At 33.1% G+C, this 21,237-nt stretch carries 18 protein-coding genes; 9 read left to right on the top strand and 9 right to left on the bottom strand.

Translation table 11 applies throughout. The features are described from left to right. The first annotated feature begins 150 nt into the window (after window positions 1–150). Window positions 151–1,743 carry an apolipoprotein N-acyltransferase gene (gene lnt, locus ZPR_RS05400; RefSeq protein WP_013070625.1) on the top strand — a complete coding sequence of 531 codons (1,593 nt, stop codon included), beginning with the start codon at window positions 151–153 and terminating at the stop codon, window positions 1,741–1,743. A gap of 303 nt (window positions 1,744–2,046) precedes the next feature. Here lnt and ZPR_RS05395 read toward each other — a convergent pair whose 3' ends face one another. From ZPR_RS05395 to ZPR_RS05355, 9 genes are read right to left on the bottom strand one after another with little or no spacing between them, the layout of a single operon-like run. After that, a complete protein-coding gene (locus ZPR_RS05395; RefSeq protein WP_013070623.1) occupies window positions 2,047–3,435 on the bottom strand; it encodes an exopolysaccharide biosynthesis polyprenyl glycosylphosphotransferase in 1,389 nt (462 codons plus the stop codon). A gap of 33 nt (window positions 3,436–3,468) precedes the next feature. Then, window positions 3,469–4,476, bottom strand: a complete 1,008-nt coding sequence (locus ZPR_RS05390) for a glycosyltransferase family 4 protein (protein WP_041578708.1) — start codon at window positions 4,474–4,476, stop codon at window positions 3,469–3,471. Further along, window positions 4,466–5,488, bottom strand: coding sequence for a glycosyltransferase family 4 protein (locus tag ZPR_RS05385; RefSeq protein WP_041578707.1), 1,023 nt, complete (start codon window positions 5,486–5,488; stop codon window positions 4,466–4,468). Before ZPR_RS05385 ends, ZPR_RS05390 begins: the two co-directional genes overlap by 11 nt. Further along, window positions 5,442–6,809 carry an O-antigen ligase family protein gene (locus ZPR_RS05380; RefSeq protein ID WP_041578706.1) on the bottom strand — a complete coding sequence of 456 codons (1,368 nt, stop codon included), beginning with the start codon at window positions 6,807–6,809 and terminating at the stop codon, window positions 5,442–5,444. Before ZPR_RS05380 ends, ZPR_RS05385 begins: the two co-directional genes overlap by 47 nt. Then, the gene (locus ZPR_RS05375) at window positions 6,784–7,881 is read right to left on the bottom strand and encodes a glycosyltransferase (RefSeq protein ID WP_013070619.1); all 1,098 of its coding nucleotides are present in this window, start codon (window positions 7,879–7,881) and stop codon (window positions 6,784–6,786) included. The genes ZPR_RS05380 and ZPR_RS05375 overlap by 26 nt, the downstream gene beginning before the upstream one ends. Then, the gene (locus tag ZPR_RS05370) at window positions 7,878–8,981 is read right to left on the bottom strand and encodes a glycosyltransferase family 4 protein (protein ID WP_041578705.1); all 1,104 of its coding nucleotides are present in this window, start codon (window positions 8,979–8,981) and stop codon (window positions 7,878–7,880) included. Before ZPR_RS05370 ends, ZPR_RS05375 begins: the two co-directional genes overlap by 4 nt. After that, on the bottom strand, window positions 8,982–9,527 hold the full coding sequence (locus tag ZPR_RS05365; protein ID WP_013070617.1) for a serine O-acetyltransferase: 546 nt from the start codon (window positions 9,525–9,527) through the stop codon (window positions 8,982–8,984). Beyond that, on the bottom strand, window positions 9,524–10,507 hold the full coding sequence (locus tag ZPR_RS05360) for a glycosyltransferase family 2 protein (protein WP_316928309.1): 984 nt from the start codon (window positions 10,505–10,507) through the stop codon (window positions 9,524–9,526). The genes ZPR_RS05365 and ZPR_RS05360 overlap by 4 nt, the downstream gene beginning before the upstream one ends. 4 nt (window positions 10,508–10,511) lie before the next feature. Further along, a complete protein-coding gene (locus tag ZPR_RS05355; RefSeq protein ID WP_187288259.1) occupies window positions 10,512–11,909 on the bottom strand; it encodes a glycosyltransferase family 2 protein in 1,398 nt (465 codons plus the stop codon). 380 nt (window positions 11,910–12,289) lie between these two features. On the opposite strand from ZPR_RS05355, the gene ZPR_RS05350 reads away from it, so the two are divergent. Genes ZPR_RS05350 through ZPR_RS05315 form a run of 8 tightly spaced genes read left to right on the top strand, consistent with a single transcriptional unit; the run spans window position 12,290 to window position 21,126 of the window. Continuing rightward, window positions 12,290–13,285, top strand: coding sequence for an N-acetylneuraminate synthase family protein (locus ZPR_RS05350; RefSeq protein ID WP_013070614.1), 996 nt, complete (start codon window positions 12,290–12,292; stop codon window positions 13,283–13,285). A gap of 10 nt (window positions 13,286–13,295) precedes the next feature. Continuing rightward, window positions 13,296–14,450, top strand: a complete 1,155-nt coding sequence (gene neuC, locus ZPR_RS05345) for a UDP-N-acetylglucosamine 2-epimerase (protein WP_013070613.1) — start codon at window positions 13,296–13,298, stop codon at window positions 14,448–14,450. A gap of 1 nt (window position 14,451) precedes the next feature. Continuing rightward, complete coding sequence (locus tag ZPR_RS05340; RefSeq protein ID WP_013070612.1) at window positions 14,452–15,414, top strand: polysaccharide deacetylase family protein; 963 nt, start codon at window positions 14,452–14,454, stop codon at window positions 15,412–15,414. Further along, window positions 15,389–16,183 (top strand): formyltransferase family protein, encoded by a 795-nt coding sequence (locus tag ZPR_RS05335; RefSeq protein ID WP_041578704.1) that lies wholly within the window; start codon window positions 15,389–15,391, stop codon window positions 16,181–16,183. The genes ZPR_RS05340 and ZPR_RS05335 overlap by 26 nt, the downstream gene beginning before the upstream one ends. Continuing rightward, window positions 16,180–16,869 carry an acylneuraminate cytidylyltransferase family protein gene (locus tag ZPR_RS05330; RefSeq protein WP_013070610.1) on the top strand — a complete coding sequence of 230 codons (690 nt, stop codon included), beginning with the start codon at window positions 16,180–16,182 and terminating at the stop codon, window positions 16,867–16,869. Before ZPR_RS05335 ends, ZPR_RS05330 begins: the two co-directional genes overlap by 4 nt. Continuing rightward, the gene (asnB, locus tag ZPR_RS05325) at window positions 16,869–18,596 is read left to right on the top strand and encodes an asparagine synthase (glutamine-hydrolyzing) (protein ID WP_013070609.1); all 1,728 of its coding nucleotides are present in this window, start codon (window positions 16,869–16,871) and stop codon (window positions 18,594–18,596) included. The genes ZPR_RS05330 and asnB overlap by 1 nt, the downstream gene beginning before the upstream one ends. Then, complete coding sequence (locus ZPR_RS05320) at window positions 18,589–19,974, top strand: glycosyltransferase family protein (protein ID WP_013070608.1); 1,386 nt, start codon at window positions 18,589–18,591, stop codon at window positions 19,972–19,974. Before asnB ends, ZPR_RS05320 begins: the two co-directional genes overlap by 8 nt. Next, window positions 19,975–21,126 carry a glycosyltransferase family 4 protein gene (locus ZPR_RS05315; protein WP_013070607.1) on the top strand — a complete coding sequence of 384 codons (1,152 nt, stop codon included), beginning with the start codon at window positions 19,975–19,977 and terminating at the stop codon, window positions 21,124–21,126. Window positions 21,127–21,237 lie beyond the last annotated feature (111 nt).

Raw genomic sequence — 21,237 nt, 5'->3', positions numbered from 1 at the left:
TAGGTATTTACACCTCAATCTCTAATAAAATTTCCTTAAAACCTATTTTCGCACCTGAGTTTATTATTTTTGGTGTCTGAAACCAAAAGCAAATTTGCAGCGTTAACAACAGCAATATTAGATTGCAATCAGTTAAGAAAATAATTCCTTATGAAAAACATCCTTTTAGCCATTTTAAGCGGACTTTTACTGGCTTTTGGTTGGCCTGTAAATGGATTTCCACTTTTATTATTTTTAGGCTTCGTGCCTCTACTGATTGCTGAATTTAAATTTAGAAACTCCAAAACAAAATTTGTTAAATGGAAAGTGTTTGGAATTTCTTATTTGGCTTTTTTCATCTGGAATTTACTAACCACTTATTGGATTTATTTTTCAACACCTTTTGGGGGTGCCTTCGCTATTTTGGCCAATTCATTGTTGATGTCTGTGGTATTTCTTATCTATCACATGGTAGCTAAAAGAACTGGTTTTAAAGCCTCTGCCAGTTTTTTTATTAGTTTTTGGATGGTCTTTGAAAAAATTCATCTTGGATGGGAATTTTCCTGGCCCTGGTTAAACTTGGGAAATGCATTTTCAGCCTATATTAATTGGATTCAGTGGTACCAGTTTACCGGAACTTTTGGCGGCACTTTATGGATACTGTTTGTTAACTTTATACTTTTCAAGGCCTATTTATCTTATAATGAATTTAAAGAAAAAACCATAATCTATCGTGCAGGCTTCAAATCGGTCGTAATGATCGGGTTTCCAATCTTAGTATCATACCTAATTTTGTGGAACTATGAAATGCCCAAAGACAGCATAAGTGCATTAATTTTACAGCCAAATATTAATCCCTACACCGAAAAATATAACACAAACGACACTAAGATCGGAGAATTATTATTGAAGATGAGTCGAGAAGCTATAACCGACTCAACGGCTATCATATTAGCCCCAGAAACTGTTTTTGCTGACGGCACAATATTGCCAGGATTCGATAATTCCGAAGCTGCTTTTTTTGGAAGACAGATTGCTTCCCTTCAACCTCATCTAAGCTTTTTAGGAGGTGTTTCTTTATACGAGCGCTTTTCAGATTCCTCCAGGGTTGGTCCCCAATCCAATTTATTGCGAGAAAACGACTGGTTTAATGACTATAATTCAGCATTTCTAATCAATGATTTTTCCGGAAACCAACTTTATCATAAATCAAAATTAGTGGTAGGCGTAGAAAATTTTCCTTACCAGGATATCCTGAAACCTGTTTTAGGTGATGTGATGATCGATCTTGGCGGAACCGTGGCTATGAAAACAACACAGCCAGACCGTGAAGTTTTTACATTAAAAGATAGTGTGAGTACCGCTCCTATCATTTGCTATGAATCTATTTACGGCGAATATGTTACGGGTTACGTAAAAAACGGAGCTCAATTTTTAAGCATAATTACTAATGATGCCTGGTGGGGAAATACTGCGGGACACCGGCAACATGCCAGTTATGCTAAACTAAGGGCTATAGAAACCCGAAGATCTGTTGCCAGAAGCGCCAACACCGGAATATCAGAAATCATTGATCCTACAGGAAAAGTAACTCACAAATTGGGTTATGAAAAACAAGGGACTCTTTCTGGGAAAATCATACTAAATGATGAAATCACCTTTTATTCAGTACACGGAGACTATATTGCCAGAATTTCAAAATTTTTGGCGCTATTTATTTTTTTGTTTGCAATCGTTGGCTTTAAACGCAGTAAGTACTTTTAAAATTTAGCGTTCTGCAATTAGCAACAAAGCTAGGCTCGCTCCGGATTTTAGTTTTATAAAAAAGTTATTTGCTTACAGCAGTCAGTTTTCAGCTAAAAATGATCATACGTTTAAAGTTTACAGAAACTAAGAACTTGAAGATTTCAGATTACATAACGTCTCAAAATTCCTTCTACAATTTAAAAGATCAAAAAGCCTATTTTCTAAATTCTATGATCTATTTTCCTGAATTTTAGCTCTCAATCAACCATCAGCACATTTTCGAATCCCACATCATCAAACTAATTATTCTCTAAGCCCTAATCATTGTCCTCGCATGGATAGAACGGTACTCAGTGTTTTTAGAATGATATTAATATCCAGGAATAGGCTTCTATGCTTTATATAAAAAAGATCGTATTGTAACTTTTCAAGCGCTCCTGATTCCTCGCCACTATAATCACCTTTAACCTGTGCCCAACCGGTTAGCCCCGGTTTTATAACGTGTCTGATATTATAAAAAGGAATCGAATGAGATAACTCCCGAACAAAAACCGGCCTTTCCGGTCTTGGACCTATCAGGCTCATTTCTCCCTTTAATAAATTAAGGAACTGTGGAATCTCGTCAATACGTGCGCGACGCATAAATTTACCAAACGGAGTAGTGCGATAATCATTCTTTTCGGCATAACGAGGTCCTTGGGCTTCAGCATCCTTAACCATTGTTCTGAACTTCATAATTTTAAAAGGCTCCCCATTTTTTCCTATTCTTTCCTGAATATAAAATAAAGGGCCTCGATTCCCCATTATATTGCCTATTAGAATTATAGGTATTAAAACAATTCCAAATAAAATTCCGATTAACGAAATAACAATATCAAACAATCGCAATCCGTATAAATAAAATTTGTTTTGATTACTTCGGCTAAATGGAAAGTAGCGATAAAAATCATGATCTACATTTTGCACGGGAATTCTGGCTGTAATTTCCTCATAAACCTGCATATAATCCCTTATGGGGAAACCCTTATTTAATAAGAAACTCAGTTCATTATATAAAGGCAGCATTAATCCCGTTTTATAACCGCTAGCCACAACGATTTCTTTGATATGATAATTTTGTACAGCTTCACGAAGCTCCTTCACATTAAATTGGATAAGTTCATCATTAGAAGTCTCTATCCTCCCATCTGTATTTACAAAACCGACTATCTCATAATTAGGATCGGCTTTTTTAAAAGCTTCAGCAATCATTTGGATGTCAAAACTATCTCCTACGATGATGACTTTTTTATTAAATCTCGGGGAAGCGATCAAATATATGTAAGCTGCACGCCAGCATAAAAGTGTGATGCTTATGGTTAAGAAAAAATATAAAATTTGAAAACGGTTATCTGGCAAACTGGGACTAATAATTGGAGTAAGAATAAAAAAGAGTACGGTAATCGAACTTGTTAAAACAACATTTTTAAGAACGATATCAAATTTACTGGCTTTCTGAAGGTCATAAAGTTCAAAAATATGTGCAAATACTTCAAGATAAGTAACCAGTAAAAACGTCCAATACCAAAAGCCTTTAGTTATTCTAAAGTAATCAAAATCAGTAAAATTATTTAATAAAAGTAACGCTATCAGAACAAAAAGCACATCAAAAATCCGTAGAAGTACTTTTCTTTCTGAAATTTCGAAATGTAGTAGGGGTTTGTCTGCCATTCCTATAAAATTTCTTTTAGCGAAGATACTACTTTAAGTTAAAACATTAACCCACAGATGCTTAACAATTTTCCAGTCGAATTTCTCAATCTTTTTTCGAGCTTCTATACTAATATTCATAGAATCTAATCTGTTTTCTAATAAATCTATAGTTTTGTTGGTAAAATCCTGAAGATTTCTATTCTCGAACAATACTCCATCCACCTCATCATCAATTAAAAAAGGAATCCCTCCTACTTTAGAACTCACAACAGGCAAGCCTAGTGCCATGGCCTCAATGATACTTACCGGAGTATTATCTATAGTGGAGGTGTTTATAAAAACATCACATTCTTCTGAGAGCTGGTGCCATTCATTTTTTTCCAGTTTTCCGGTGAAATGAACTGGTAATTTATGCTTACGAGCATATGCACGGCACTTTTCAAAACTTCCATCCTTTTTAGGCCCCACCATAAAAAGTTCTGCATTCCTATATTTTTGTATAACCTTTTCCAATAATTGAATGGCTAAAAAAGGATTATAAATTTCTGCAAAAGCTCGTACCCAAAGTAATTTTGGTTTTAATTTTCCGCGTTGCTTAAACTTATACTGATTTAAAGCTATAGCATTTGGTATAAACTTTAAGTTTTTTAATTCGGCATCCGTAAATTTAGTATACAAAAATCTGGAAGGCGCTATATTATAATTGGCCCCATTAAAAAAAGAAAAATATCTTTTTCTTAATCTGTTCTCTAAATTACCTCCATGTAAAATGTTAATATAAGGAACACTTTTTAACTTACAGATCATTCCGCAGAGATAGGCATACCAGAAATTTTGAGTACTGTAAACATCTATAATTACCCAATCTACCTTCATAGATAAAATCATAGTCTGATACAACATTTCGCTCAGGCGCAAAATTTTATTTTTCTTGGAAGAAAAGGAGTAAAGCCTAAATCCTTCTTCCGCTAGTAAACCTGGCAAAATATCGGCGGCAGTAGGGGTACGATTTAAACGTGCAAGCTTATTCCCCAGGTAAAGTATACTTTTATCCGACATTATTAATCACTTCTAACCAAGCTTTCCTAACCTTTTCCCATCCAAAAGATTCGGCTTTATTTCTGGCATTCCAAGCTAATTGTTCTCCAATTTCAGGGTTCTCAACGATCTTTTTAATTTCCAAAAACATACTATGGTCATCTTCTGAATTCACCAAAATTCCATCTTTTTCGTGCTCGATCAATATAGGCATCCCACCTACATTGGTTGATATAATGGGAAGTCCCAAACTCATCGATTCGATTACACTTATGGGTGTATTATCTATGGTAGTTGAGTTTACAAAAAAATCATATTCTGAAGATAGTGCCGCCCATTCTTTTCTTTTTAATTTTCCGGTAAACTTAACCTTAAGCTTCTTTTTATGAGCCATTCGTTTACACTCCTGCATACTCCCGTCCTTTTCCGGCCCCACCATACATAGCTCGGCCTCCTTATATTCAATAGATAATAATTCTAAAACTTTCAATGCCATTTTTGGATTATATCTACGCTGAAATCTACGCACCCAAAGCAACTTTGGTTGAAAAACCGTTCGTTTTTTAAAAGGATAATCTTTAAGATTTATAGAATTAGGAATCAACTTCACCCCCTTAAAGTTTCTTGATTCAAATTCATTTTTAAGAAAATTGGAGGGCGCTACATTTACATAAGCATTCTTAAAAAGACTTTTACTTAATTTAGGATCTTTATCTAAACGTTCCGGTAAGTTGCCACCATGTAAGATCGGTACGTACGGAATTTGGTAGAGCTGACAAAGACGACCTACTAAATAGGCATAATAAAAATTAGTGGCTCCATAAGTATCTATGAGTACAATATCTGTATTAGTATGATATTTAAAAATAAGCCACAACATTTCAGTCAAACGGACAAGCTTATTATTTTTTGCTGATGCAGTTTTCACCTTAAAGCCCTCTTTTCTTAGCATTTTGCTTAAGAAAGAGATATAAGTAGCCGTAAAACTATCTACCCGCAAGTCGTTTCCTATATACAGGATCTTTTTTGTCATCTACTATATAAAGTAATGCCAAACCATATACAAATGCCGGTAAAGCTATTCGCATGGCGGAGTGATTAATTGTTAAAAACCAGAAAGCTAAAAAGGCTAAAAAATAATAATTGTTTTCGAATTTAAACCAAAATACCACAGGAACAAAAATTAATATGAGTAAACTTATCAAACCAAGCAAGCCCTGTTCCGAAAGCATACGACTAATTTCATTATGCGTGGCAATTTCTATCCCAAGTTGTTCCTCCCTGTACTCCTTGCCTTTTCCTACTCCTATTCCTAATAATGGATGATTCATAAAAGCATGTAGTTCGGTTTCAATTAATTCAGATCTCCCTGTCGTTATATCATCCTTCAATCTACCTGAAGCATCTTTATTAGTATATCTATTCCCAATTAGTCCGTAGGTTTTCACCAAACTAAAGGTCCAGACTCCCAGCCCTACAGCTCCTATAAAAAGAATTTTTCGGAATACAGCCGATCTTGATCTTCTATCCATTTTATAATAATAGAAAATCAGAAAAGTACTTATACAGATAATTCCTGTAAACACGCCTCCACGCGAAAATGTAACCACTGCCCTATACCCCATTAATCCCAACAAGATAAAATCAATAAGATTTACTAATTTATCTTTTACTAAAAATAATCGGGTAGATATCAGGAAAAAGCCCATCCCAAAAATAGTAGATATCTGATTTGGCCCATAACCCCCAGTAGCCGAATAATTTGCCGAAACATTAATTAAAGACTCTTTTAAACTTGGTGTATATAGATATAAATAAAACATATTTGATATCAGGGGAAGTAGAAGCATTAAAATAACCTTTTCAAAATCAGATTTTTTTATTTTTTTATAATAGCAATACACCGCTACAATACCTAAGCAAACAGGACCACTAAGGTTAAAAGCTACTAGTTTCCTAAACTCAGCACCATAGCTAATATTAATTGCGGATACCAAAATTCCTGGTACCATCATTAAAATAAATAACCAATAAGGAACTGTTTTGGAAGATGTCCCTTTAAAGAACATTCCCACCAATAGAAAAATAATGATCATGTATTTTCCTGTCTCATAGAAAATCATGCCATCGGTCATCCTAAAATACACTTCACTACCGGCTACGTAAGCAGCGGCCATAAGCGCCTCGTTATTTTTATTTTTATTTTGAAGTATATAAATCAGCCAGAAAAGTAGAATTCCGTTCGCTAAAAGAAAAGAAATAGGTCGAAATAAATAGATGGCAAATGCCATTCCCATATGAAGTAATAGCAATTGAAAATACTGTTTTCTACTTTGTATTATTTGTAGCTCCATTTTCCATTACTTCAGAATAAACATTCACCAATTTCTTTAATACTATATCCCGAGAAAACTCTTGCATTACTCTTTCCCTAAAAATCCTACCATGTACATCACATAAATATCTATCGATATAATACTTTTCTATGGCATTTACCAATTCTTCTAAATTGTTCGATGAAATAATTGTGCCTGCACCTCCAATTATTGAGCTACACTCTCCAACATCAGTGGTCACAACAGGTAGACCAAATATTCCATACTCAATAAGGGATACCGGAAAGCCTTCATAAAACGATGTTAGTATGCCCAAATCAAATTTATGCAAATGTTCTTCCGTGTTATTAACTTCACCTAAAAAGGTTACATAATCATCTAATTTATTTAAAAATACAAAATTCTCTACGCCAATAAAATAATCATCATTTGTAATTCGACCTATAAAAGTTAGATGCATTTTATAGCATTTTTTCACCAATATATTTAAAGCTCTTAGGGCTAGGAGATGATTCTTAGGATACCGTAAATTTGCTGTAAGTACAATTCTAAAAACATCATCTTCACAGCTCTCCTTATATTTCTTTTTTACTGAAGAGTAATTTGGTAAATATTGAATGAAATCAGCCTTAAAATTAATTTCATAAAAAGTTTTCTGATAATTACTTACTACTAATACTTTTTCTATTTTCTTTAATATCTTAAATAAAATAATTTTTCTTAATCCCTGTATGTTAGGACTATTACCATTATGATCGTGCCAAATTATTCGTATCCTTTCTAATCGTTTTAAAATTTTCAGTAGTCCTACAAAAAAAATTGAAGTACCATGAACATGGATTATCTGAATGTTTTTCTCTTCGAGAAACTTGTTTAAACTTAATAGGGAATAAAAAAGTCCTTTTTTTGTTCTGTTTAGAAAACAGTATTTGTCTGGAAATTTGATAACACTTAAAAGTTGACCTTTCTTTCTAGTCGATATTAAAAAACTTTCAATCTCATTTAATTCATTCAAATGATTGTGAAAATTAATTGCCATACGCTCTGCTCCTCCGGCATCCAAAGAATCGATTATCTGTAAAACTCTCATAATAGCTTTGCTATTTCTTTTTCAAAATATTCGATGGTATAATTATGTGACCATTTAATGGCTTTCCTGGACATTATTCTGAATTGCGCGATATTATTCAATATTTCAACAATAGTATTCCTATCCTTATCCAATCTTTCTGAAAGTAAAATTCCACGATCACCATTGTCTAACATCCATGGCACACAAGAAACTTTGGTAGCGATTGGGATACAGCCAAAAAACATCGCTTCTGCAACTGCTTTGGGCCAGCCTTCACTTTTGGATGGTAAAACGGAGAAATGTGATTTTTTATATTCGCTTTTCAATTTCTTTAATGAAACACCACCACAAATTTGAATAAAATCACTTAAATTATTTGATTCAATATAATACTCTAAATCAGCTTCTAATAGCCCTTCTCCAAAAATTTTCAAGCTGACATCTATTCCGTAATTTTTTAATTCTTCTACCAAACGAATAGCATAAAGCGGTTGTTTTCCTTCTACCAGACTGCCTACAAATAAAAATTTAAACCCATTTGAAAAATCCTTCCTTATAGATTCTATATCATTTTCAGAAAATGACGCTGTAAAGAAAGGTAAGATATTTTTAGTTTGATTTGGCCATGCACCATATACCAGTACTTGTATGTTTCGACTTAAAAAAGTATTGGAAATTATCCATTTTTGAAGTTTATAACTCCACGGCTGTTTAGAGTATGGATCCCAATTACCTGCATACTTTACTGTTTTAGGTGTTGATGGAAAAAAAATCTGCAAGAAGCATCCTAAAAGCCCCATATTCCCCGGACATCTTAAATGAATATGATCTGCTACCACCATTTGATTGAATAGTCTAAATAAGATGATTGGAATTTTGAAAATAGAGACAACGATATTAAACAAACAGTCTAGCACAATTGGAGGAACAGAAACTACAACAGGTTCTCCTTGTACTTCTTCCAAAATAAGTTTTTTATGATATACTGTGGGAGCAACAATACTGAATTCACCAATATACTTTGACCATAAATTAAGCTCACGAGCATATGGTGCGTAAGCAAAATATCTATTTTGCTTTAAAAGAATAGGAGCACTTGATATGACCAAAAATTTCAATTATATATATCCTTTTGATGAATTCCTATTTACTATTATTGCAGGCACACCTAGTACCGTTACTCCGGCGGTAACCGATTTAGTTAATAAGGAGTTTGCCGCAATCACACAATCATCACCTACTTCAATTTTTCCCGCAATAATAGCGTTTGCTCCTATGTATACACGATTTCCTATTTTTGGAACACCTCTATTTGCTCCACGCCCACTTACCCCTATGGTTACACCCTGTGAAATATTACACATTTCACCTATAATAGCATTAGCATTAATAATTATGTTTCCAAAATGACCAATATAACAACCTTCTCCGATTTTTGCTGAAAAAGGAATTGAAATACCAGTAATAATTTCTATCCATTTTTGCCAAAAGACACAGATTAACTGAAGGGTTTTACTAAAAGCCGGGAATTTTGATTTATAAATCTTATGAGCTACTCTATACTGAAAAAGTGCCCAAAAACCCTGAGTCAAAAATACAATTACAATAGGATGAGCTCCATATTGCCTATATCGTCGATAGTCTGATTGAATTTCTCTTATCATTTATTCGAAAATATAATACCATATAAACGTCCAAAAGCTTCTGTAAAGGCTTCTTTTTTCTTCGAAGTATTTAACACATTAAACAACCTAATAAAAGCTAGTAGCAGGGATATTTTATAATAATTCAACTTCGCCGAAAAATCAGGATTTGGATATTTTACTTTCCAAACATAAGCTCCATTCTGACTAACCATCTTTCCATATTTAAATTGATTAGGCCTTCCGGAAGCTTCATGATAATGGTACAGTTTTGCTGACGTATTTACATATAAAGATCCCATTTTTGATAGCCTCAAACAAAAATCCATATCCTCATACAAACCGTATCCGTCAAAATATTCTGAAAATTGAATTTTAGAAAAAACTTCAGTTTTGTAAGAAGAAACACCTCCCATAAAAAATTCAACCGGATAAATTTTATCTGAGGGTGGCAAAAACGCTGTAGACAATCCATGAGAAAATTCGGGCATTATTCCTGGTGGCTTGTCGCTTAGTAAACTCAATTTCTTACGCAGCACATTTCGACTCCCTAATTTTCTTTTCCAGCCATCGAATTCAAATTCGTCAAAATTTATGGTACCTTGTCCAGCTTTTACCCATTCAATATTATCATCTAAAATATAACCACCTACACCTAATGTATTTGAGTATTCTGTATACGTTTCTATTAATTTTTCAAAATAATCTTCTAGTAAAACAACATCATCATCTAAAAAGCAGGTTATTAGATGATTCTTATTAACTTTTTTAATTCCAAAATTGCGTTGCCTGGTTAAGCCTCTATCCTTATTAGTAACTAAATAATACTCCAGATTTTTAAAATCACTTCCTATAATAACTTTTTCAGTTTCTTTATCTATCGAACCATCTACAACTATAATTTGATTGGGATAAAGCGTTTGCGCTTTTATTGACCTTAACAATTTCAAAAGTGCATCTGGTCTTTGATAAGTACAAATAATTAAACTAAACTTCATCATCCTTTCAAAGAACATTATCACTTGAAATTTTTGTTACAATATTCTCGCTTAAATTCCAACGTTTTTCCATCTCTGAAATGTAAACAAATGGATTCCTGACATTCTGCTTATTATAAAATTTTAGCCATAATACAGTTTTATATCCTAAAATTTGAAAATCATTATAGTTTTTCTTTAAATAGCTCATAAATGTCGGTGAAGGTTTTGGCTGTAAATCTCCTTGTTTACAATCATTCTTTATTTGTTGTCTAAAACCTCCCATTGGAGTTTTAAGGTGTAAAATTTCAACAGTTGGATGATAAATAATATCTATTCCCGAATTTCTTAATTGGCAACCAAAATCAATATCTTCTCCATAACCAAACTCAAAATTTTCATCAAATTTAATGTCCCTAATCTTATCCGCTCTTAGAAAAGCGTTTCCAGAACCAAAAGCTCCCCACTGTTTCATTTTATGATAAACAGGTGCTTCATCTTTTTGAATATATGTCGTATTTATTACCTCAGCACCAATTCTATTTAATTCCTTTATAGCATCGCGAATTATATTATCTTTAAAGCGGTTGTCATCATCACACAAGAAAACATAATTTGAAATCACCATACTTAACGCAAGGTTTCTCGATTTACAGGCACCGGTTTTATGTGTAAAAACGTGATTAATTTTAAACGGCCAGTCTCCAGGTTTAAAGGAGAAATCACTTCTCTCTTTTGGATCAGCTTTTTGCTCTACTATAATCACATTTTTTGGAAGCAAAGTTTGCTGTTTTAGATCTTCCAAAACATTCAACAAATGTTCTGGCCTACCTATCGTTGGGATTACAATATCAATTGTATCCTCCAAGACTTCTATTTTAGAAGATTTTATAGTAATATCTGATAAATCAAGCTTTTGCTGAAAAAAGCTCTTTTTCAACAAACTACGAACTAATGAAAAGATATAATTTTCATTTTCATATTTTTTAAAACACCATCCTAAAACTGCTAATCTTGGCTTTTTATAAAACTGTGCTACAAATTGAAATAACTGACTATTGGATGCCGTATATTTTATTTCCTCAGAAAAGTTATGAACTAAACCCGGTGCGCTGTAACAAAAAAGACCATTTTGCTGTCCAATTTTGGCAATAGCATTTAGTAAATATCCAAAATTCGTGATATGCTGTAAATGGGATCTAAACTTCACTAACACTTCCCCTTTAATCCCCCCTACATCTGCACTCATAAGCCAAGTGGGATATTGCACATTTCGTTTAACATTTACAAATGGCAATTCATCAACATAACCAATTCTATCATCTAAAAATCGGGTTTTTACGGCAAATGATGCCATAATAAGATCATGATGAAATATTTTAATAACTGAATCTTTATTGAAATTAGATTCTTGCCCTTCTTCCATCCAGATGATTAGTTCTTCAGGATAAAGCTCGGCCAACTCCCAAAAAGTATCAGAAATTGTTGCGGCTTTTAGGCTAAGCTCCTTCCCTTCTTTCTTACAGAAAACTAAAGTTTTTGCCTGATTATGAACTAAAAAAATCATCTCTATTCTTATTTCAGCAAATGTAAAACTCCATTTTAAACTTCTACACTATCTTTCTAAAAATTAGATTAAAATAGCTAAAAAAAGGATCTTCTTAAGATTTAATTTCAAATAAAGCATACAAAGACTATACTATAAAATACAAAACGATCTAAAATCTCGGAACTCTTGAGGATTATTTTAAATTTACAAATTAGAATCTAAGAAAATTTATTTACCATAATAATAAATATTTAGAAATGTTCATCATCGCTGAAATTGGGCAGGCTCACGAAGGGAGCCTTGGTTTAGCCATTAGTTATATCGAAGCCTTGGCTAAAACGGGAGTTGATGCCGTAAAGTTTCAAATGCATATTGCTGAAGCTGAAAGTAGCCAGCAGGAACCCTTCAGAATTAAGTTTTCAAAACAAGATGCAACGCGTTTTGATTACTGGAAACGAATGGAGTTTACTTTTGAGCAATGGCAAATCCTAAAAGAATGCTGCGAAACAAACAATCTTGAATTTATAGCTTCGCCTTTTAGCAATTTAGCTGTAGATCAGTTGGAAAAATTAGGTGTAAAAAGATACAAAATCGGCTCTGGGGAAGTCAATAATTTTTTATTACTGAAAAAAATTTCTGCAACCAGAAAACCAATAATCTTAAGTTCTGGGATGAGTTCTTTTGCTGAATTAGACGAAACAATTGATTTTCTAAAAAAGGAAAAAATTGAGTTCTCGATTCTTCAATGCACTACTTCATACCCAACTACTCCTGAAAATTATGGACTGAATGTTATTTCGGAATTAAAAGAGCGTTACCAGGTCCCCATTGGATTTTCAGATCATTCTGCAAATCCTTCCACCTGCATTGCTGCTACCACTTTAGGAGCTGAAATTCTTGAATTCCACGTTGTTTTTGATAAAAATATGTTTGGGCCAGATAGTTCTTCTTCCATAGAAATAAATCAGGTAGCAAAGATGGTTCAGAATATAAAAGCCATCGAAAAAGCCAAAAATCACCCAATCGATAAGAATGACAATACTCAATTTAATGATCTTAAAAGTATTTTTGAGAAATCTTTAGCAGTGAATAAAGATCTCCCAAAAAACCATATCTTACAATTTGAAGATTTAGAGAGTAAAAAACCTAAAGGCTTTGGAATTAATGCTTCCAGGTTCGAAGAGATCATTGGTCAAAAATTGAAAAAGCCTTTAAAAAAATGGGATTTCCTAACAGAAGAAAGTCTGGACTAAAAAATAAAATATGCAAAAAAGAAAGATTTGCGTAGTGGTAACTGCAAGACCTTCTTATAGCCGCATTAAAACTGCTTTGGCTGCTATAGATCATCATCCAGACCTGGAGTTACAATTGGTAATTGCCGGGTCCGCTTTATTAGATCGTTACGGGAATGCAGTAGACTTTATAGAGAAAGATGGTTTTAAAATAAGTTCTAAAGTTTTTATGGTATTGGAGGGTGAAAACCCTACCACCATGGCTAAAACTACAGGATTAGGTTTAATGGAATTGACCAATGTTTTTTATAATTTAAAACCAGATGCCGTAGTCACCATTGCAGATCGTTTTGAGACTATTGCTACCTCTATTGCGGCTTCTTATCAAAATATTCCTTTGGTGCATATTCAGGGAGGTGAAGTTACAGGGAATATAGATGAAAAAGTTCGCCACGCCAATACAAAACTGGCAGACTTACATTTGGTTTCCAGCGATGATGCGCGTGAACGTGTGATAAAATTAGGGGAAGATCCTGAAAAAGTAATTAATACCGGTTGCCCATCAATAGATTTGGCAAAAGAAATTAGGGCTTCAGATCTATACTTTAATCCTATAGAAAAATATGGAGGTGTTGGTCCTGAAATTGACTTTCAAAACGGTTATATTGTTGTTATGCAACATCCGGTAACCACGGAATATCATGAATCTAAAAAACAGATATTAGCAACCTTAGAAGCGGTAGATGAGTTAGAAATTCCCACTTTCTGGTTTTGGCCAAATGTAGATGCAGGCTCAGATGGCACCAGTAATGGGATTAGATCTTATCGCGAAAAAATGAAGCCTCAACATATTCATTTCTTTAAGAATATGGAGCCAAGAGATTTTTTAATCTTATTAAAACACTCAAAAACTTTAATAGGAAATTCGAGTGTGGGAATTAGGGAATGTGCTTATCTGGGCATACCGGTTGTAAATATAGGTAATCGCCAAAACCGTAGATTAAGAGCTCAAAATGTTATTGATGTAAAAGCTAAGAAACCTGAAATCAAATTTGCCATAGAACAGTCTATTGAAAGAAAAAATATTACTTCTTCCAATATTTATGGCGATGGAGAAGCAGGTAAAAAAATAGCTGATATTTTAGCCAAAACCGAACTTAGTTTTAGCAAAACAATTACGTATTAAGATGCTTTGTGTTGGCAATTATCATTATATAAGAACTGATTTTAAAGCAAAATACCCTAGTATTTTTGGATTTACGCCCTCTAAATTTAAAATACAGCTGGAAACTTTATCGAAGTATGGGGAGTTTATAAGTCAGCCTGAGCTTCTGCAAAAAATTGGGCAACCACTTAAAAAGAATTATATCCTAATTACCTTTGACGATGGCTTAAAAGAACAATATGAAATCGCAAAACCCATATTGGATGAAATGGGGATTCCTTTTATCTTTTTTGTAAATAGCTGGAATTTCAGTAACCAAAAAGTATCAATGGTTCATAAGATTCATTTGCTAAGATCGGTACTAAGTTCAGAAATTATTAATCGCCGAACTGCCTTAAACCTTTCCCCGGAAGAGAACCTGTTAGCAATTAAGCATTATAACTATGATGATACTGATACAGCTAAGCTGAAATATCTTTTGAATTTCAAACTTAATTTCAAACAACTAGAATCACTTATTGATCCGCTATTTCACGAATATTTCGATGAATCTAAAGTTTTTGAAGAATTATATATGACCAGAGATATGCTTATTGATTTAGACAAAAATCATAATTTGGGATCGCATGCTCACCAACATATACCTTTGGGAGAGTTTGATAAGGAGATTATATCTCAGGATTTAAAAGATTCTCAATTATTTTTTAATTCTTTATTGGGTCATAAACTTGATGCTATAAGCTATCCCTATGGCTCTTTTTCTGCCTGTCAAAAAGTTTCGAAGATTGCCAAAGAAAATAAATTTAAGCTAGGGTTTACAATGGAAAGGGCGTTAACGGCAGACTTACAAGAAGATTCGTTGCTAATATCAAGATACGATGCGAACGATCTTCCATTAGGTAAAGGAAACCTATTTAAAGAAAATAAATTATTTTCTAAACCAAATTACAGATATTGGTATGAAAACAGTGCTATTTACCAGTGATGCAAAACGTCACAAATACATTGCTAAAGAATTGGCTGAACATACTTCTCTTCAATTAATTGTAGACGAAAAAAAGAGTGTTTCGATCACTAAAAATAATGGTTTAAATGATGAAGACACGCTTTTTTGGAAAAATCATTTCAAGCTTAGAGAAAACTCAGAAAAGCAATTTTTTAAAGACATCGAATTTCCTGAAAATGTAGAATTGTTATCCTTGGAGCATGGAAAAATTAATTCTGAATTAGTTCAAGAAAAATTAAAAGAGATTAGACCTGATTTTATTATTCTGTTTGGCACCAGCATTATCAAGAGAGATATACTCAATTTATTCCCTAATAAGTTTATTAACCTACATTTAGGGCTTTCTCCATATTACAAAGGATCGGCCACAAATTTATTCCCTTTTTATTATAAAGAACCAGAATGTGTGGGCGCTACGATCCATATTGCCTCAGAAAAAGTCGATGCCGGTGCTATTCTTTGCCAGCTACGACCAGAAATTGAAGTAAAAGACGATATGCATACGACTGGAAATAAAGTGATTCTAAAAGCAGGGAAATTACTACCAAAAATTCTACAAGATTATAATTCGGGAAAAATTGACTTAAAAAAACAGTCAAAATCAGGGAAAGAGCTTAGGATAAAAGATCTTAATATTTCTATTTTGAAGGAAATTTACAAGAATTTTGAACAAGGAATGATTATAGACTATATTCGTGATAAAGAGCAAAGAGATTTAAGCAAACCCATAGTTAATTTTAATTTTTGAATATAATAGGCATCATTCCTGCACGGGGAGGCAGTAAAGGTATTCCAGGTAAAAATATAAAAACTTTAGGCCGCAGGCCATTAATCGCGTATACGATTGAAAGTGCTCTGGAAAGTAATTATCTAACTAAAGTTTTCCTTAATTCTGAAGATGAAAATATTCTTCGCGAAGGCCAAAAATATTCTATTGAAAATTACAGAAGACCTTTTCAACTCGCACAAGATGATACTACCAGTATTACTGTAATTAAAGAACAACTTCAAAATTTACTAGAAGAAGGCCAAAATATTGATGCTATTTGTTTACTACAACCTACAACTCCTTTCCGAAGAAAAAATTTAATAGATGATGCTATTACAAAATTTAAAGCGGGCAATTATGATAGTTTAATTTCGGTTAGAGAGATACCGCATGAATATAATCCTTATTGGGCGTTTAGCGATCGTGATGGCACTTTAGAGCTAACAGTAGAAAGAGAACAAATCGTTTCGAGAAGACAAGATTTACCAAAAACCTATCATCGTGACGGCGCTATTTATATCACCAAAACTGAGGTCATTTTAGAACAAAATTCGTTCTTCGGAACTAAAACCGGATTTATCGATACGACTGAAGATCCTCATGTAAATCTGGATACCATGGAAGACTGGAAAAAAGCAGAAGAACTCATAAAAAGACTAAAATAATGTGTGGCATTGCAGGAATCATTTCAAACAAAGCTAATTCTGCTTCTCAATTACAAGAGATGCTTGTTGCGCAAAAACATCGCGGTCCAGATCACACCGGGTTTTATGAAGACCAGGGTTTTGCCTGTATTGGGCATAACCGCTTATCTATTATCGATACGAGCAGTAATGCCAATCAGCCATTTAAAGATCCTTCAGGCAGATTTATACTCACATTTAATGGAGAAATCTATAATTATAAAGAATTAAAGAGCCGAGTTCAAGATTATAATTTTAGAACAACTTCAGATACCGAAGTTCTTTTAGCTTTATATCTTCAATACGGGAAAGATTGTATCCAGCTTTTAAATGGAATGTTCAGTTTTGCGATTTGGGACATTAAAAATAAAAAGTTATTTGCTGCCAGAGATCGATTTGGAGTTAAGCCTTTTTATTATTCTGAAGAAAATAAATTCAGATTTTCAAGTGAAATTAAAGCTTTAAATCTTCATCAAAAAACAGCGCCAAATAAAAAAGTTTGGAGTTCTTATTTTCTGCATGGATCCTATGGAATGCCGGATGAAACTTTTTATTCAGGAATAAAACAACTACCGGCAGGGCATTATTTAGAGTATGATTTTTCTTCTGAAGCATTAACGATTACAAAATGGTACAATTTTGAAGAGAAAATTAAGAATCGAAATTCCATAAAAAAACTAATTAATTTAAAGGAAGAGTATCTTGCCTTACTTAAAGACAGCATAAAATTACGCTTTAGGGCAGATGTGCCTTTGGCATTTAATCTTAGCGGTGGTGTAGACAGCAGTTTACTTTTAGCTTTAGTCGATCAGTTTAAACCAGATACAGATATCAACGCGTTCACTTTTTACACTGGAGATAAAAATTACGATGAGCTGCCCTGGGTACAAGAAATGATAAGGCAAACCAACAAACCTCTGCAAAAAGTAAAGCTTTCTGTAAACGAGATTCAAGATTTAGCGCTTAAAATTTCACAACATCAGGATGAACCCTTTGGAGGGATTCCTACGCTAGCCTATTCGAAAATTTTTAAAACTGCTTCAGAACAAGGAATAAAAGTATTGCTTGACGGGCAGGGAATGGATGAACAATGGGCAGGATATGATTATTACTTAAATCAGCAAAATCAGACTATTCAGGGCTTAAAAAAAGGAAGTTCGGCTTTCAAAAAAGAAGTGATTGAAAAAGAATTTCAAGCTTTGGCGATAAAGCCTAATTATCCTACTCCATTTAAAAGTAAAATTCAGAATACACAATATCGCGATCTTTTTTATACAAAACTTCCCAGGGCTTTACGTTTTAACGATCGTATTTCGATGGCATTTAGCACAGAACTTAGAGAACCATTCCTGGATTATCGGTTGATTGAACTGGCATTTTCAGCTAAAGATGAATATAAAATAAATGGAAATTCAACAAAGCATACTTTAAGACAGATCGCGGCAGAATTTATACCGAAAAATACCTCATACGCTCCTAAAAGACCATTACAAACGCCCCAAAGAGAATGGATTGGAAATGATTTAAAAGATTGGGTTGCAACTGAAATTGAACATTTAAAGCATTCTATTTTTAGCGAGTGGTTTGATCACAGATCGCTTAAGCTGGAATGGGAAAGTTATCTTAATGGAAATAACCAAAACAGTTTTTATATTTGGCAATGGGTAAATACTGCCCTTTTAATATCGAAATTCGACGATTTTGAATAAAAAAATTTTAATCCTGCTTCCTGATGGTGTGGGGCTTCGTAACTTTGCTTTTACCAATTTCACAAGCATTGGTAAAGAACAAGACTGGGATATCACATTTTGGAATCAAACTGCTTTTGATCTCTCCAAAATTGGTTTAAACGAGCTGAAACTAGAAGGAAAACCTCATTTTTTAACCGATTTGTATAAGCGAGCTAAAATTGAGGCTGAATTAGATCATTTTACTGCAAAATTCAACGAATCAGTTTATCAGGAATATAAGTTTCCACCAAAACTCAAATCTTTTAAGGAGAAACTGAAATTGAAGATCGTTCAGTTCTTAGCTAAAAAATATTCAGGAGAAAAAAATCTTATAAAACTTAGGGAAAAATTAGCTAATTTTGAGCGAGGCAAGGCCTTTTATAAAGAATGTATTGAAACTTTAAAAAATGAACAACCGGCTGTTGTGTTTTGCACCAATCAGCGTCCGGTAAACGCTTTAGCTCCTTTACTGGCTGCGAAAGATTTGGGAATTCCTACGGCTACTTTTATATTTTCCTGGGATAATTTACCTAAAGCAACCAAGGTAGTTAAAACTGACTATTATTTTGTTTGGAGCGATTTTATGGCTTCAGAATTGATAAAATATTATCCTGAAGTTTCAGAAAAACAAATCAAAGTCACAGGAACTCCGCAGTTTGAACCACACTTTACTCAAGGTTTAGCCCATTCGAAATCTACTTTCTACAAAAAATACAATTTAGATCCTGAACGCTCCTATTTGTGTTATTCCGGTGACGATATAACCACAGCTCCGCATGACGAATTATACTTGCGAGATGTTGCAAAAGCAGTAAGAAATTTGAATAATTCTGGTAAAAACATCGGAATTATTTTTAGAAGATGTCCAGTAGATTTTTCAGATCGTTATGACCAATTTCTGGAAGAATATCAAGATGAAATTATATCAATAGATCCTTTATGGAAACAGCAGGGTTCCCAATGGAATGCAATATTACCAACCAAAGAAGATGTAGCATTACAAACTTCGATTATCGCTAATACTTTTGTGGTAATAAACGTAGCATCTTCTATGATCTTCGATTTTGTTAGTTATAAAAAACCGTGTGGATATATCAATTATAATCCGAAAATTAAAAACTTAAAAAAAGATTCCAGAATAATTTATAATTACATTCATTTTCGCTCAAAACCTTCAGCAAAAGTTGCATATTGGATTAATTCAGAAAAAGATATTGAACCGATAATTTTAAAATCTTTAAAAAAGAATACGATAGAGACAATAGAGGAAGCAACCGAATGGTTCAAAAAAATAAACAAAGATCCTGCAAATGAAAGTTCAGAGCGAATCTGGAAGGCGTTAAACGACATTAGCTAAATGCATATAGGATTTTTAACTTCAGAATATCCTGAGAATAATCAGCCCACTGGCGGAATAGGATCCAGTATTTATCACTTATCGCAGGCATTTCTAAATGAAGGTTTAAAAATCAGTATTTTCATTTATGATCAGGATGAAAATTCGGTTACTGAAAATGATAATCTGAAAATTTATAAAATTAAAAGACGCCACTATAAATTCGGAGGCTTTTATTTTTATAGAAAACATCTGCAGAATTATTTAAATACTGTTATTCAGAAGGAAAAAATTGATACTATAGAAATACCCGATTGGACCGGAATTTCAGCCTTTATGAAATTGAAGTGTCCGATAATTTTAAAATTGCATGGTTCAGACGCCTATTTTTGCCATCTGGAGGGAAGAAAGCAAAAAGCAAAAAATCGATTTTTTGAAAAAAATGCTTACAAAAACGCAGATGCAATAATTGCAGTGAGTGATTTTGTTGGTAAAAAAACAAATGAAATATTTCAGTTCAATAAAGAATATAAAGTTATACATAACCTAATTCCATTAGATCGTTTTATTCCCAACCATCAGAATATAAAACCAAATACAATGCTATACTTTGGAAGCATCATTCGGAAAAAAGGCGTTTTAGAATTAGCAGGAATATTCAATTTAGTTATAGAAAAAAAGCCTGAAACTCAACTTATTTTAGCAGGCAGAGACGTCATTGATATTTTTGAAAAAGAATCGACCTTAAATTTATTCAGGAAAAAACTTTCTAAAAATGCGTTAAGTCACTTGGATTATAGAGGTGTTTTAGATTATAATGAGATACAGGAATTGATAAAACAAGTAAATTTGGTGGTATTACCTAGTTTTGCTGAAGCCTTTCCTATGACATGGTTAGAAACTATGGCTTTAGAAAAACCACTGATAAGCTCAAATATAGGATGGGCTAAAGAAATCATGATAGATAGTAAAACAGGTTATGCTATAGATCCCAAAGCTCACCAAGTATATGCTGATAGGCTTCTAAAAATTATGGATAATCCGGAGTTGGGCAAAAACTTAGGCAAGCAAGCCAGAACACATTTAACTTATCATTTTTCTTATAAAGTTATTGTAAAAGAAAGTATCATTTTTTATGAAAGAAAAATAAATGACAAAACAAATAAAGAATAAAAATTTAAAAAAGTTTTTATTCAAAATAATTCTTTTTTGTTGTTCCAATAAAATTCGAATATACTGATTATCCCCCAAAATTAGGACAGTAAGTTAAGTTCAAAAATAACC

The sequence above is a fragment of the Zunongwangia profunda SM-A87 genome, assembly GCF_000023465.1.
GTDB classification, from domain to species: domain Bacteria; phylum Bacteroidota; class Bacteroidia; order Flavobacteriales; family Flavobacteriaceae; genus Zunongwangia; species Zunongwangia profunda.
The sequence above is the reverse complement of the archived record's forward strand: the minus strand, read 5'-3'. Positions and strand labels throughout refer to the sequence as shown.